Source organism: Hymenobacter sp. (genome assembly GCF_031398885.1).
GTDB lineage: Bacteria > Bacteroidota > Bacteroidia > Cytophagales > Hymenobacteraceae > Hymenobacter.
Genome location: NZ_JANNOD010000021.1, coordinates 83,725 through 98,242, shown reverse-complemented (window position 1 = coordinate 98,242; position 14,518 = coordinate 83,725). Strand labels below are relative to the sequence as shown.

Below are 14,518 nucleotides of genomic sequence, written 5' to 3'. Positions count from 1 at the left end.
TCCCAAAAAGAGGGGGCACCGGACAAGGATTAAACGTGTCGCCTGCTTTTTAACTCTTCACTTTTAACTTTTAACTGACCAAGACCGGTGCCCCCCCTCATGCGGAGAGGGGGTCAGGGGGTGAGGTTATCCCTGAAGGCGGCCGCTCAATAGCCCGGGTTTTGCCGCAGGTTGGTATTCAGCCGCAGCTCGTTGGTGGGCACCGGATAGAGCCGGCGGAAGGCGCTTTTGTCCATTTTGAGCACGTCGTTGGGCAGGGGGTATTCCACTTCAAACTGGTCGAAGCGGATGAGGTCGTTGCGCCGCCACGCTTCCCAGAACAGCTCCCGGGCCCGCTCGTCAAGCATGCCGTTCAGGTCGATGGACGTGGCGGCCTGAGCCCCGGCGCGCGCCCGGATTTTGTTCACCAGCAATAGCGGCGTTTGCAATTCCCCGTTCACGGTGGTGGGCGCGGCCCCGCGCAGAATGGCCTCGGCCTTCATCAGCAGCACGTCGGCGAGGCGGAACACCGGCACGTCGTTGCCGTTCAGGCGCGTGGCCTGGATGATGGTGGGGTCGGGGTAATACTTAATGGAGCGCACGCCCTGCGACTGGGCGGCGAGGGTGTTGCCCAGGTCCATCGGCTTGCCCGGCACCAGGGTCAGCACCGGGTTGATGACAATCTGCTGGGTGGCCGGGTTGGGGTAGTTCACCGGCGTGGTCGTGAAGCCGCCGTTGCCGTCGGGCACGAACTGGGGGCCCGCCAGCCAGGTGGTGGTCCGAAAATCGCCGGGCAGGTTGAACCGGGCGTAAAATTCGGGCGTCGTGCTCATGGCAATGCTCAGGCCCACGTTGAAGCCGTAGGCATTGGCCAGGAAGAAGAAGAACCCGAACCGCGTGAACTGATTGCCGGGAATCTGCTGGTCGTAGGGAATGGCGAAGATGGTTTCCCGAATCTGCGGGCCGTTGTTCGGCAGAAAGATGTCCCGGTAGCGGGCATCCAGGCTGTAGTTGGGGTTTTTGAGCACGCTGTCGGCCATGCTCACCACGTCGGGGTAGCGCGGGGTTCCGGTGTACACCGGGGCGTTGAGGTAGAGTTTTTCGAGCAGCGCAAACGCCATGGCCTTGGTGGGCCGGCCGTACTGGAGCGTGCTGGTGGCGGCCACGCTGGTTTTGGCGGGCAATTGCTGCACCACGTCCAGCAGTTCGCTTTCGATGAACCGGAACACCTCCGCGCGGTCCTGCGTGGCCGGCGCGTCCCGGATGGGGTAATCGGTGATGATGGGCACGTTGCCGTACAGGTCCATCAGAAAGAAGTAGTACAGCGCCCGCATGGCCCGGATTTCGGCCAGCTTGGCGGCTTGCTCGGCCGGCGGGAAGCCGAACGTGTTGGTGATGTTGAGGAGCCGGTTGCAGGTGATGATGCCGCCGAATGCCCACTGCCAAATACCATTGACGTTGGGGTGGTCGGGCGTCCAGGTGTGGTAGTGCAGCTGCCGGTACTGGCCGCCGTCGTCGAAGTTGCCGTCGCGGGCGGGCAGGATGGCCTCGTCCGTGGCCAGCTCCTGCATCCGCCAGTAGTTCACCGCGAAGTTGGACGACAGGTTGGAGTAGATGGCCCCGATGGAGGCGTTGTAGTCGGCTACGGTCTTGGGAAAGTTGGCCTCCACGAACTGCGACTCGACCGGAACGTCCAGTTTTTTGCAGGAATTGGTGCCCAGCACCAGGAGCAGCACGGCGAGAACTAGAGCTTGCTTTTTCATCTGAATTTCTTTCGGCAATGAGGAAAACTGCCCCTTGGAAGGATTTTGAATCAATTATCTTAAACTGGACCGTCATGCAGAGCGCAGCGAAGCATCTGGCGTGCTTCGTTCAACGACTGGATTACTTTCCCGAGCGAGATGCTTCGCTGCGCTCTGCATGACGGTTTGTTTAAGTGGCCCACCCCCTAAAAGGAAGCGGTGAGCCCGACGATGAGCGTCCGGGTTTTCGGATAGAAGTTGTTGTTATCGATGCCTGGCGTTAGGCCCCCGATGTTGATTTCCGGGTCGATGCCGCGGTAGTCGGTCAGCACGAACAGGTTGTTGCCCGACACGTAGAGCCGGACGGCTTTGACGCTCGGCGTGTTGGGTTTGATGGTGTAGCCCAGCGTGGCGTTGTCCATGCGCAGGTACGAGCCGCTTTCCAGGAAACGGTCGGATATCAGGTAGCCGTTGATGTCGTTGAACGACTCGCCTAGCGTGAACCGCGGGATGTTCTGGAGGCGCGAGTCGGCGGGGTTGTTGAGCGCGGCCAGGGTGGCGTTCAGGATTTTGTTGCCGTACACGCCGCGCACCAGAAAATTCAGGTCGAAGCCTTTGTAGGCAAAGCTGTTGGTCCAGCCGTAGATGAACCGGGGCTGCGCGCTGCCCGCCAGTTGCATGTCGGTGGTCAGGGGCTGGGTGGGGGTGATGCTGCCGTCGGCCCGCTGGAAGGTGCTCACGCCGGCCTCGTTTTTGCCCACGTAGTGCCACAGCTTGAACGTGCCCAGGGCCGAGCCCGGCTGCACAATCTGGCTGTAGTTGAAGCTCTGGCCCTTGCCGCCGAGCACCGCGGTCTGGATGAACGGGATGGTGAACCGGTCGGTCGACAGGTTATCGATGTTGTTGACGTTGTGCGCGAAATTCGGCGACGAGCGCCAGGTGAAATTCGGGGTTTGAATCGGGACCAGGTTCAGCACCACTTCCACGCCCTTGTTGGTCATGCTGCCCACGTTGGCCGTGTAGGTGGTGTACTGAAACTGCGTCGACGACACGGGCAGCACGTCGTTAATCAAGTCGCTGGTTTTTTTGAGGTACACATCCACCGAGCCGCTGATGCGGTTGTTGAGCAGGCCGAAATCCAGGCCCACGTTGGTGGTGGCGGTGCTTTCCCACTTCAGGTCCGGGTTTTCGTTGCGCACCGCGTTCAGCACGTTGGAAATCACGCCGTTGTTCAGGTACTTGGTGTTGCCGGGCGGCGTGCCGTAAATCAGGATGGCCGAAAACGCGTCGAAGCCCTGGCTGTTGCCCGACACCCCGAACCCGGCCCGCAGCTTCAGGTCCGAAACCATCGGCAGGCCCGTCATAAACGGCTCGTTGATGATGCGCCAACCCACGGCCGCGCTCGGAAACAGGCCGTACCGGTTGTTCACCCCGAAGGCCGACGAGCCGTCGCGCCGCAACGACGCCTGCACCAGGTAGCGGTCGGCGTACTGGTACTGCACGCGGCCGTACTGCGACTCCAGGCGCAGGGTGGAAATGGGGTTGTTGTCGAACGCAATCTGGGCGAGGGACGACGGGTTCGACAGGTACAGGTTGTTGTAGCTGAGCGCGTCGCTGGCGAAGTTCTGGGTCGTAATCCCGAACCCGTCGTTGGTGCGGTCCTGCTGGAAGGAGTAGCCGGCCAGCAGCTTCACGCCGTGCTTGCCGAAATCCCGGTCGTAGTTCAGGTACGACTCAAACACGTCGTTGGTGGTCCGGTACTCGTTGCGCCGGGCCACCCCGCCCAGGTTCACGGCCAGCCCCGACTGCCGGTTGAGGTAGCTATTCAGGTTGTTCTGGTCTTTCTGGGCGGCGCCGGTGAGCGTGAACTTCAGCCCTTCCAGAATGTCGACCTGCACGATGCCGTTTATCAGCGTCCGGGTGTCGTTGGTGACGAACGTGTTGTTGTCCAGCAGCGACAGCGGGTTGAGCGTGCCGCTGCCCGTCCGGGCAAAATTCTCTTTGTAAGTACCGTCGGGGTTGAACGGGCCCACCGTGGGCAGGTAGAACAGCATGGCCGGCAGCAGCTGGGCCTGCGGAACATCGTTCTGGGTGGTGGTGCTGTTCACCAAGTTGATGCCCAGCTTCAGCCGGTTGTTGAAAAATCGCTGGTTGATGTAGCCCCGGTAAATGGTGCGCTCCAGGGAAGTGCGCTTCAACACGCCGTTGTTTTTCAGGTAATTGACGCTCGCCCCGTACTCGGTGTTGTTGGCCGCGGCCCCGAACGACAGGTTGTGGTTGGTGGAGTAGCCGGTGCGCTGCACCAGGTCCTGCCAGTTGGTGTTGGAACCGTCGTCGTCGAGCGGCACGGCCAGGGGCCGCACCCCGTTGTCGAGCAGGTACTGGCGCAGCTCGTCGCCATTCAGCATGTCAATCTGTTTCGATACTTTCTCCATCGCGCCGTAGGCGCTGTAGGTAAGCCGGGCCTGGCCGGGCTTGGCCCTTTTCGTGGTGATGATGATGACGCCGTTGGCGGCCCGGGTGCCGTAGATGGCGGTGGAGGACGCATCCTTCAGCACGTCGATGCTTTCGATGTCGTCGGGCGCCAGCAGGTCGACCGAAGCGCCCGGCACGCCGTCGATGACGTAGAACGGCTCCGTGACGCCCCCGTTCACGGTGCGAATGGTGGACGGCCCGCGCAGCACGACCGAAGGCCGCTGGTTGGGGTCGCCGCTCTTGGTGATGTTCAGGCCCGGCACTTTGCCTTGCAGCAGTTGGGCGGGCGAAATCAGCACGCCCTGGTTGAATTCCTCCGACTTAACGGAGCTCACGGACCCGATGATGTCCTGCTTGGTGGCCGTGCCGTAGCCGATGACCACCACGTCCTTCAACTGCTGGGCATCGTCCACCAGTGTCACGTCGATGGTGGCCTGGCTGCCCACGGGCACCTGCTGCGCCTGAAAGCCCACGAACGAAAACACGAGCACCGGCGCGGTCGCGTCGGCCGGCAGGGCCAGCGAGTAGTCGCCGCCGGCGCTGGTCGTGGTGCCGGTCGAGCTGCCCTGGAGCAGCACGTTCACGCCCGGCAGCGCGTCGCCTTTGGCCGTCACGACCCGGCCCTGCACGGTCCGGGTTTGGGCCCGTGCGGGGCGGGCGAATGCGCACAAGGCCAGGAGCAGCACCAGGCCGGCCAACCGGCGCGGCCCGCCCGTGCGGGCAGGGGTAAAAAATTGTCTCATAGCAAAATTGGGTTGGAATGGATGCACCGTTGCAAGCGGGAGGGCGCCGGCCCCGCTCGGCGTTCCGAAGCGGGGCTGGTCGCCACCGGGCAGAGGAGAATCAGAAGGTCTGCGCAGCGAAGCGGCGCGGCTCTGGGACCACGCAATGCAAAATTCTGCCCCGGTTATTTCACTTATGTTATCCGAATAATAAAGAATATGCCTGCTGCCAATTGATAACAAATCGGTATCGTGCCCACACCGGGCGGGCCCGTGCCGCGCCACCGCGTCGGCGGTGGCGCGGCGGCGGGGCAATTGCTTCGGGAGCTGGAGCGCCGAACGGTGCTGGAGCTTAGATGCTGCCGCAGGAACGCCGGGGCCGGTCCGGGGCGCGGGTCCGGTCAGCCGGGCTCGGCCGGCGCACGCCATCTCCCGGGACCGGAACATTTCCCGCGACCGGCGCGTATCTTTGCCTTCCGCCTCTTCAGAAGCGGGACTCGTTCTTTACCATTTGGGGATGACCGGAATTGACAGCTTGCGCAAATTGCGGGTAAGCGTGCCGGGAGTTGATGGAAGCTCTCCCGTAAAAAAATCTATCAAACAACAACTGGCGACTATTCGTACGCCATGGCTGCCTAATTCAGAATTAGGTAATTGCCATCGTTCCGCCCGGGTAAGTTTCTACACCTGGGAGTTCGGAGCGTCGTAAGTAGAAAATAGCCTCCGAGGAGCTGTGACTCGGGGGCGAAACTCCACTGCAGCTAGGGGAATTTCAAAGGCCTGATGGGCGCCTGGAATTTCATGAAAATCCAAGTCTAGATACGCACGTAGAAAGCACGTTGATTTCCTTGTCTGGACCAGGGTTCGAATCCCTGCATCTCCACCGTTTGTTTACCAAACTCATTCAAAAAGCCTCAAATCGTATGATTTGGGGCTTTTTTGTTATCTTGCGTTATGAAATCATTCACCCAAAATCAAGAAAGTGGTGAACCAAGCGGTGAACTAATAAAAACACAAGTTGTGCAGTTCACCGGATTGATGGTAACGCGCTGGCAAACAGGTCGCTTTGGCGCTGAAACACTTCCTATTCTGAGGACACTTTAAGCGCCTTCTTTATGAGCCACAGCCTGACCATTCTCTTCTTCCTCCGCACTTCCAAAACGAACCCGACCACCGGTGAAGCCCCCGTCTACATTCGCATGACGGTTGCCAGCCAACGGGCCGAAATCTCCGCAAAGCGTAGCGTACTGCCCAGCAGATGGGAAGGCGGTGCCGGCAAGGTGAAAGGCACGAAAGAGGATGCCCGCACCCTGAACACGTACCTCGATACCCTCCGGGCCAAGCTCAACAAGCAATTCAACCAGTTGCTCAGCGGCGACGAGCCCGTGACGGCGGAGCTGCTGAAGAATGCTTTTCTGAATAAGGTCGCGCCTTCCAAATCCATCATGGAGGTGCTGGATTACCACAATGCCCAAGTGGCCGCGCGCGTCGGCACCGACTATGCCCCGGCTACTTTGCGCCGCTACCGGGTGGGCCTGAAGAAGGTAAAGCTGTTCATGAAACAGCAGTACCAGCGCACCGATATGCCGCTCGACCAACTCAACCGGCGCTTCATCACCGAGTTCGAGCACTTCCTCAAGACCGTGGAGGGCATCCAGCACAACACGGCCATGAACTACATCAAGTACCTCAAGAAAACGGTGCTGCTGGCCCTCTCCTACGAATGGCTCGACAAGAACCCGTTCGTGGGCATCAAGCACTCGATTCGGGAAGTAACCCGCGAATTCCTCAGCACCGAGGAGCTGGCGCGCATGGTGGAAAAGCCCTTCTCGATTCGTCGGCTCGATGAGGTACGCGACATTTTCGTGTTCTCCTGCTACACCGGCTATGCTTACGCCGACGTGCTCAAGCTCACGCCCGACCATATTTTGACCGGCATCAACGGCAAAAAGTGGATAATGACCCAACGCATCAAAACCGAAACCCGCTCCAACGTACCGCTGCTGCCCCCAGCGCTGGCCATCCTGGCCAAGTACGCCCAGGACCCTGAGTGCCTGGCCAAAGAGCGGCTGCTGCCGGTGAAGAGCAACCAGAAAATGAATGCTTATCTGAAGGAAGTGGCTGATATGTGCGGCATTACTAAGCCGCTCACCTTCCACATCGCCCGCCACACTTTTGCCACCACCGTCACGCTTACCAACGGGGTACCCATTGAAACCGTTAGCTCGATGCTCGGTCACAAAAATTTGCGCACCACGCAGATTTATGCCAAAGTGGTGGAGCACAAAGTAGGCGAAGACATGGACCGGCTGGAAGAGCGGTTAGCCAAACCGGCTGTGCCGACCAACAGCCTGCGAGAGCTAAGCGCGTAAAGATTATCTTTCCAAGAGTAAGTACCCTCATGCAGCCAGAAATCGAAGTTGCTCCATCATTAGGAGCCGTCTATACCAAGCCGTGGGCCGTGCACCTGGTGCTGGCCTTGGCCGGCTATGCGGCCCCGCGCAACTTGGTCGATGCCCGCGCCGTGGAGCCGTCGGCCGGCGAGGGAGCGTTTCTGGTGCCGATGACCACGCGCCTGCTGGCTTCGTGCCGCAGCCAGCGCCGCCCCTGGCTCGACTGCCTTGATTCGCTCCGGGCCTACGACCTCGACGCCGCTGCGCTGCAGCAGTGCCGCCGGAAGCTGGCTACCGTTCTGGAGCAGGCCGGCGTGCCCGACCCCGATGCCACCGTATTGCTGAACGCCTGGCTGGTTGAGGCCGATTACCTGCTGGTGGTGGGCCGCACCACCGGCCCCGCAGCCCACGCCCCCGGCCTATTTGACGAATGCCCCGGCCTGGATTTCGTCCTTGGCAATCCGCCCTACGTGCGCCTCGAAAGCATCCCTGAAGCTCAAAACACTGCCTACCGACAGCTCTTTCCCACGATGCGGGGCCGGGCCGACCTATATGTGGGTTTCTACGAAGCCGCCCTGCGCCAGCTGCGCCCCGGCGGCGTGTGCGCCTTCATCTGTGCCGACCGCTGGATGCTGAACCAGTACGGCGAAACCCTGCGGCGTTACGTCGGCACCGGCTTCGCCGTTGAAACGGTGCTCGAACTGCACCAGGCCGATGCGTTCGACGATGCAGTGAGTGCCTACCCGGCCATCACCGTCATCCGCCGCGCCGCCCAGGGGCCGTCTGTGGTGGCCACCGCCACCGCCGCCATCGGCCAAGTGCCCACGGCCGACGTAGTGCGCAGCCTCACGGCCTTGGACGGCCCGGCGCTGCCCGGCCTCACGGCCCGGCGGCTGCCGCGCTGGTTCGCGCCCGGCGAGCCCTGGACCCGCCCCTCCGCCGCCCGCGCCGCGCTGCTCGCGCACCTCGAAAGTCATTTTGGCCCCTTAGAATCTGCTGTCACTGGCACCCGCGTGGGCCTTGGCGTAGCTACCGGTGCCGATGCCGTGTTCTTCACTGACGACCCCGACGCTGTGGAGCCGGCCCAGCAACTGCGCTTGGTCCGCCCGGCCGACGTCCGTACCGGCCGCCTCACCTGGGGCGGCCAGTGGCTCATCAGCCCTTGGCACCAGGGCCATCTGACTGACCTCACCACTACCCCACGCCTGGCTACTCACCTGGCCAGCCACCGTGCCCGCCTCGAAGCCCGGCACGTGGCTCAAAAGAACCCCGCCGCCTGGTACCGTACCATCGACAAAGTGGACGCGCAACTGTACCTACGCCCCAAGCTCTACATTCCCGACATTAAAAACACGCTTTTCCCGGTGCTCGATTCCGGTGGCACCTACCCCGACCACAACCTGTACTTTGTCGTTTCCAACGGGTGGGACCTCGAAGTATTGGGAGGATTGCTGCTGAGCGACATCGGCACGTTCTTCGTTGAGTGCTACGGGGTGCGAATGCGCGGCGGCTACCTTCGAATGCAGGCCCAATACCTGCGCAAAATCCGGGTGCCGGCCCCGGCCGCTATTACCCCAGCCCAGGCGGCTGCGCTGCGCGAAGCCTTCCAAACCCGCGATGTGGCGGCCGCTACCCGCGCCGCCGTCGCCGTCTACGGCATCGGCCACCTCTGGCCTCTTGATTAAAATTCTACCCAGTGCCCAGTCCCCTCGACACCCTTTTCCAAACACTCGATGCCGAGCTGCAAATAGCCGTGCAATACTATTGGGATGCCCGCGACAAAGCCCGCACCCGACAGCAGGCTACCGGCCAACTCGACGCCGGCACCCGTAGCGCCGTAACTGCTGGCGGTCAGATGGGGGCGCTCGAAGCCCTTATCGTGCGCGCGCTACGCCTCGTGGGACTGCCCAACCTCGACATTAAGATTGGCCGCTCCGAAGATGCTGTTTCCCAGGGCCGCCTGGAAATCCCCGGCTACTACCGCCCCGAGAAAAAATGGGATATGCTCATCTTCTCCAATGGCCAGCTCGTTGCTGCCTTGGAGTTCAAAAGCCAGGTCGGCCCCTCCTTCGGCAACAACGCTAACAACCGCGTCGAAGAAGCCGTGGGCAGCGCTGAGGACGTGTGGAAGGCCTACCGCGAGCAACGCTTCGGCCCCGGCCCACGCCCATTTCTCGGCTACCTCTTCTTACTCGAAGACTGCCCCAGAGTGCATGCCCCGGTTAAGCTCAACCAGCCCTACTTCGCCGTGGACCCGGTTTTCGTCACACCCCAGGGCGGTACGTCCTATGCCCAGCGCTACGAAATCCTATGCCGTCGGCTGATACACGAAAACCTCTACTCGGCCGCTTGCCTACTGCTGGCCACCAACTCTACGCCCACCACCGTCACCCAGCCCGCCCCTGACCTTACCTTTCGGTGGCTACTAGCGGGCTTGGTGAAGCACGCCGAAGCGGTGGTGCTGGGTCGCAGTTAAGTGAAAACTATTGAGGCCAAAAGTTAGCTTGACAGGTGCACTGCTAATAGAATCGGGTATTCATAAGCTGGAATAATTCTATAAAAACCACAAAACTAGCAATTCTATTAGGTCATATCAATCAGTGCAGTATGAAAATAGTCCCTTACAAGGAGCGGTTACGTGTTTTGTTGATTCTTTACTTCTTTTCTGAAGAATATCTCAATGCATTGGAGCCCAGTTTAGCTAGAGTATTTTACTCGGAGGTGAAAATTCAAAAAATAGATTTCCTCATCCGCTATCCGAGCTACCTGTGTTTTGAGTTACTACGTCTGCATAAGGAAACCGGGGTGCCTAGCGCAGTCGACGCGCAGCGAATCGTTAGCAGCATTTTCAATAACGGTGAACCTGAACTGCGCACCGACGAGATGAAGCGGTTTTTCTTTGGCGCATACCAGGACCTCGATGATATAATCGGGTTTCTTAAATCAGTGGGTCTGGTGGATTTCAGGAAGCAAACAAGCCTAGGCCTAAAAGACATACGCAAGGCCTACTTCATTACCGAAACCGGCGTCCACAAAATTCAGCAGGGACTTGCTAATGTAGCGCCTGCCCAATGGTATTTCAGCCGATGTCAATTAATCAAGCAGTATTTCGCTGACGCTTCTGGTACTCAATTAAAAAACCGGCAGTACGCCATCGAAGAATACCGAGACACGCCGCTAGGGGACTACATTCAGGACATTGAAGCGCGAGTCCGCGCTGAATATTACGCCTTATTCAACAATATGCTATGAGTGCATCAACCGAATTGGAGAAGTTAAGTAAGCTCGTTTTCAAGCGCTCAAATGGCGTAATGGCGCTGAATCAAATTCAGGAGTTGCTTGCTCTCGACGAAGATGCCTACCAGCGCGATAGTCCAAGGTCTATCGGTAAGACCCTGCGTGTTTTATCGGTCGCTTTTTCTGGTGTTAAAAACACCGGCGAAGTACTCGAGTACGTCCGCTCCATGACAGATGGGGTTAACCTATGGGTAGGCGACAACTCCAAAGGCAAAACCAGCATTTTTAAAGTACTAAAGCTTGCTCTTTCCGGCAACGACAGCTTGGATAAGGAAATTATGGGCTGGCTGCGCGAAGCGTGGGTTGAATTTAAAATAGGCGGTAATTCCTACACCGTTCATATGACAAAAGGTGATACCGATAGAAGCGCTGTCTATCGGTTCTTCAATGCCAACCGGCAAGCTCTGCAAGCATTTACTCTCGAGCAAGTAGAAGCAGCCCAAAGCTATAAAGGCAGTTTAGCAGGTTACGCTGATTTCGTTGAGAATCTGTTTTTTCGCGAATTTGACTACTATCGGTTGCAACGTACCCAACGGGCTTCTCAAAAAGACAACCCCAACCTACTCACGGCGACGGCAAGCTGGAAAACGTACTTTAAATCCATTTTTCTCGAAGCCAACGACAACTCCTTTTTCTACGGCAACCAATCGGAGCTTGTCTTTCAGATGTTGTTGGGGTTAGAATTGACATATCCTATCAACCGACTGAAGGTGAAAGTCGATAACCTGAAAAACGACATCGGCCTTCGTAAAATTCAGGCAACGCCTCAGGCAGCGGCCGACCCCGCCCGGACAGCTGAGCTTCAGGCCGAATTGCAAGAGAATCACCGCAAGGTGGCCCTGCTCACCCAAAACCTTGAAGCCAGTAATGTGCCTGCGCAAGCCGGCACCTTGCGCCAATTGGAAATTGAGCGCAACCGCTACAACACCTTATCGCAGTTGCAAACCTCGCTAAACGCGGATATCATTCGCGGGGAAAACGACTATAATGAACTCGAAAAACAGGCCCTTCGTGCCCAGCGACAGATGCACGACAGTGGTGTGGAGATGAATAAGAGAAACCGACGCATCAATGACTTGGCCGAGTATGAGCAGTTCGGAGAGTTCTTCAACAGCTTGGAAATTAAAACATGCCCTAGCTGCAGTCACGATGTCGAGTCGTCGTTGGTAGTTCAGGAAAAGAAAACCGGCAGTTGCCGTTTGTGCAGAACTCATCAGGTGCCCGCGCAAGCCATAGAACCCGAAGCATACGCCGAACAATTGGAGCAACTAAAGGCCGAAGCACAGGCTTTTAAAGATGACGAGTACAATTTCAAAGTGAAACTTGCTGACCTTCGTCACAAACAAGGTCAGCTGAAAAGTGAGCTGGGAGATAAGCGCCAGCGGTTGGGCGGTATTCATTTACAACCGGTGGTAGACGAGATTGGGAAGCTCGAGCAGGCTTCGCGGGCACCTCAAGCCAAAGTTGTGGATGTCATGGCCACGGTAGCAGAAATGACTACCCTAAACGTGCGCAAAGCAGCAGTTGAAGCGGAATTGGTATCGCTGGCTGCACCAAGCGGTGGGCCTGATGCACAACTGGCCGAGATGGAGCAGAAAGTGGAACTGCTGGAGATAGCGCGCACTGAACTGCTAGCCATGCAGGCGGAACGCAGTAAAACCTTGCTGCGCCAATTGGAAGGGCTATACCTCAAGCACCTGAAAGCCTTTGGCCTGCTGCATTACGAACAAGTGACCATCGATGGGGATTTTCGTATTCACTTTACCAAACACGAGCAAGACTTTAAATTTGACGAGCTTTCACCTGGTGAACAGTTGCGTGCGAAACTGGGGCTATACATTGCCCTAATCGATATGGATGTTCAATTTCAAAATGGACGCCATCCTCGGTTTATCATGCTCGACTCGCCTGCTGGGGAAGAAGCCGACCAGACCTTCTTAGAAGGTCTTAAAGAAACCTTGGCTTACATTGAGTCGGCACTCGGCAAGGAACTACAGGTGTTTGTTGGCACGGCGCAGCGGGAGTTGCAGGCGGCAGCAGTGGCAGAGAAAGTGGACGTACGAAGAAGGAGCGAATATTTTTTCTAGTTACCCGTGCTGGCTTCGCTAAACTATGCCCAATTCAGCGCCCAAGCAGTAGACAGTCGAATCGAATGGTTCGATGAGCTTGCTTGGGACAGCATAGCCGTGCCTGCCGAGCAACGTGCCATTAAAGGGTTCTTGCGTTCCGTTTACGAGCACGACTCCAACCACTACGTGCGTAAAAAAGCCCTTGAGTGGATTGGCGAATTAGCCTTGGCCAATGTGTTGCGCCTCGATTTCGCCCGAGACTTTTTGCTTGATGTAGAGATAGATGAGGAGCGCTACATCAGTGTCTGTAAGCTCAAGTACTTGTTTTTGCTTTCTGGAGATGACGCTGAAGTATACACCGAACTGGTAAATGCCCTTGGTAATACCGACGAGGAAATTGTCTCGGAAGCTTACTACCGCCAAGGGTTGGTACACCTTCTGTACCGTGCTGGCCAAGCCTCGGAGCACCAATTTTATGAAGAGCTAGCACAGGCCAACCATTGTTTTCAACAAGCCCAAGCGTTAGCCGAAAACCGGGTAGACGCCCAGTTCTTCAGCATGATGGTTGGTTGCCTGATTGGACTACTGGGACAGCGGCGTGAGCAGTACGAGCCACTGCTGGCCGACCTCAATACATTGTTGTGGCAACGTCAGCTATGGAGTTGGCAACACCCCGCGCAATTATTGGAGTGGCACATTTTACACGGCCTCGAAAACCTGCGACTGATAGGCGAGAAAACAGCAACGGAATCGTCTTGGACAGATTACCGCCGAGAGTTTTCCAAGCTCAGCAAGCATTGCAATGACATTGCATTGATAGATTCGCTCAGCAGTACGCTTCAAGGCTCTTACCAACAGTTCGCCGATGGCATTGCATCAAATGTGATTCATCATTACTACGTGCAGAATCTATCGGCGTGCCGGCTCAAGATTGCCGCGGTACTAACTGAGTTGGGCGAACAGGACCTGCCGCTGTCCGCCTTTTTACAGGATTTGGAGGGTGCCCTTGAAAAAAAAAAGCGCGGTCGATACCACCAGCCAGGTAGCGCAACTAATCAGCGTTTTTCCACAAATTGAACCGGCTCGGATTCTAGAAGACGTGGCGGCTCTGCGCGAGGCTGGCGAAGATGACCTTCAGTCAGTATTGAATCTGACCTTCCGCTATTTGCCGGAAACGCAGCAAGTTAGTTTTGTGGATTACGAAACAGGCTTCCCAGTGGGTGACGAGGTGTTGAGCTTGCTTTCCCGAGAAATACAGCGGGTGCTGCCTGCGTATCCTTCCCGTAGCCGGGCCACTTTTCTGCGTGTGCTGGCGGATGTTATATCGTACGCTTACCGAGCGGGAACCCAGCCAAAAAAGTTTTTTCCTCACCTATATGACCCTGCTGCTGACCAAGAAGAAACATTTCAGAATCATCTCTACACCGCTTTAACATCGGGTAGCAGAGCGGCTTATTACAGCTACGAACCCGCTGACATAATCGGGAGTGGGCGCATTGATATTGTCTATACTGAAGGGGGACTCGTTTTTCCGGTAGAGGTGAAGAAAGAGGATAATAAACCAGATTGGGCCTCCATCAAAGCGCACTATTTAGCACAAGCCCAAACCTACGTTCATGCTTATCATCAATTAGGTTTATTGGTAGTTTTCGACATTAGCACTAAAGGAGGTGGGGCTCCGGTCAACGATTTTAGAGAATTGTTTAACGTGATGCATCTGGAGCCTTATTACAATTTAAGTGGTGCAAGGCCAGACTACTTGGTCGTTTGCCTAATTCCTGGAAACAAGATATCCCCTAGCGCTTATACGACTTATAGTAGCTCTTCACGTTGAAATAAAA

Annotated in this window: 10 protein-coding genes and 1 other RNA gene; 9 read left to right on the top strand and 2 right to left on the bottom strand. The window is 57.3% G+C overall.

The window, feature by feature from the left end:
- Positions 1–146 precede the first annotated feature (146 nt).
- On the bottom strand, positions 147–1,742 hold the full coding sequence (locus tag RMO51_RS03230) for a RagB/SusD family nutrient uptake outer membrane protein (RefSeq protein ID WP_310391933.1): 1,596 nt from the start codon (positions 1,740–1,742) through the stop codon (positions 147–149).
- A gap of 185 nt (positions 1,743–1,927) precedes the next feature.
- Positions 1,928–4,939, bottom strand: coding sequence for a SusC/RagA family TonB-linked outer membrane protein (locus tag RMO51_RS03225; RefSeq protein WP_310391931.1), 3,012 nt, complete (start codon positions 4,937–4,939; stop codon positions 1,928–1,930).
- 492 nt (positions 4,940–5,431) lie between these two features.
- Between RMO51_RS03225 and ssrA the strand changes: the two genes are divergently transcribed.
- The 9 genes from ssrA to RMO51_RS03180 all read left to right on the top strand — a co-directional run bounded on the left by ssrA (position 5,432) and on the right by RMO51_RS03180 (position 14,511).
- Positions 5,432–5,804: a transfer-messenger RNA gene (gene ssrA, locus RMO51_RS03220) on the top strand.
- 68 nt (positions 5,805–5,872) lie between these two features.
- On the top strand, positions 5,873–6,022 hold the full coding sequence (locus RMO51_RS03215; protein ID WP_310391929.1) for a hypothetical protein: 150 nt from the start codon (positions 5,873–5,875) through the stop codon (positions 6,020–6,022).
- A gap of 11 nt (positions 6,023–6,033) precedes the next feature.
- The gene (locus RMO51_RS03210) at positions 6,034–7,290 is read left to right on the top strand and encodes a site-specific integrase (protein ID WP_310391927.1); all 1,257 of its coding nucleotides are present in this window, start codon (positions 6,034–6,036) and stop codon (positions 7,288–7,290) included.
- Positions 7,291–7,319: 29 nt separating this feature from the next.
- Complete coding sequence (locus tag RMO51_RS03205) at positions 7,320–8,996, top strand: Eco57I restriction-modification methylase domain-containing protein (protein WP_310391925.1); 1,677 nt, start codon at positions 7,320–7,322, stop codon at positions 8,994–8,996.
- Positions 8,997–9,007: 11 nt separating this feature from the next.
- Positions 9,008–9,787, top strand: coding sequence for a PaeR7I family type II restriction endonuclease (locus RMO51_RS03200; protein WP_310391923.1), 780 nt, complete (start codon positions 9,008–9,010; stop codon positions 9,785–9,787).
- A gap of 131 nt (positions 9,788–9,918) precedes the next feature.
- Positions 9,919–10,563 carry a hypothetical protein gene (locus RMO51_RS03195; protein ID WP_310391921.1) on the top strand — a complete coding sequence of 215 codons (645 nt, stop codon included), beginning with the start codon at positions 9,919–9,921 and terminating at the stop codon, positions 10,561–10,563.
- Positions 10,560–12,695: a hypothetical protein gene (locus RMO51_RS03190; protein WP_310391919.1), complete on the top strand. Its 2,136-nt coding sequence runs from the start codon at positions 10,560–10,562 to the stop codon at positions 12,693–12,695. Before RMO51_RS03195 ends, RMO51_RS03190 begins: the two co-directional genes overlap by 4 nt.
- Positions 12,696–12,701: 6 nt before the next feature.
- A complete protein-coding gene (locus RMO51_RS03185) occupies positions 12,702–13,754 on the top strand; it encodes a hypothetical protein (protein WP_310391916.1) in 1,053 nt (350 codons plus the stop codon).
- Complete coding sequence (locus RMO51_RS03180) at positions 13,684–14,511, top strand: hypothetical protein (RefSeq protein WP_310391914.1); 828 nt, start codon at positions 13,684–13,686, stop codon at positions 14,509–14,511. Before RMO51_RS03185 ends, RMO51_RS03180 begins: the two co-directional genes overlap by 71 nt.
- Positions 14,512–14,518: the final 7 nt, after the last annotated feature.

Excerpts from the sequence above, each read along its gene's own strand:
- RMO51_RS03225 (WP_310391931.1), bottom strand. The coding sequence starts at position 4,939 with ATGAGACAATTTTTTACCCCTGCCCGCACGGGCGGGCCGCGCCGGTTG.
- RMO51_RS03190 (WP_310391919.1), top strand. The coding sequence starts at position 10,560 with ATGAGTGCATCAACCGAATTGGAGAAGTTAAGTAAGCTCGTTTTCAAG.
- RMO51_RS03230 (WP_310391933.1), bottom strand. The coding sequence starts at position 1,742 with ATGAAAAAGCAAGCTCTAGTTCTCGCCGTGCTGCTCCTGGTGCTGGGC.
- RMO51_RS03210 (WP_310391927.1), top strand. The coding sequence starts at position 6,034 with ATGAGCCACAGCCTGACCATTCTCTTCTTCCTCCGCACTTCCAAAACG.
- RMO51_RS03215 (WP_310391929.1), top strand. The coding sequence starts at position 5,873 with ATGAAATCATTCACCCAAAATCAAGAAAGTGGTGAACCAAGCGGTGAA.
- RMO51_RS03205 (WP_310391925.1), top strand. The coding sequence starts at position 7,320 with ATGCAGCCAGAAATCGAAGTTGCTCCATCATTAGGAGCCGTCTATACC.
- RMO51_RS03195 (WP_310391921.1), top strand. The coding sequence starts at position 9,919 with ATGAAAATAGTCCCTTACAAGGAGCGGTTACGTGTTTTGTTGATTCTT.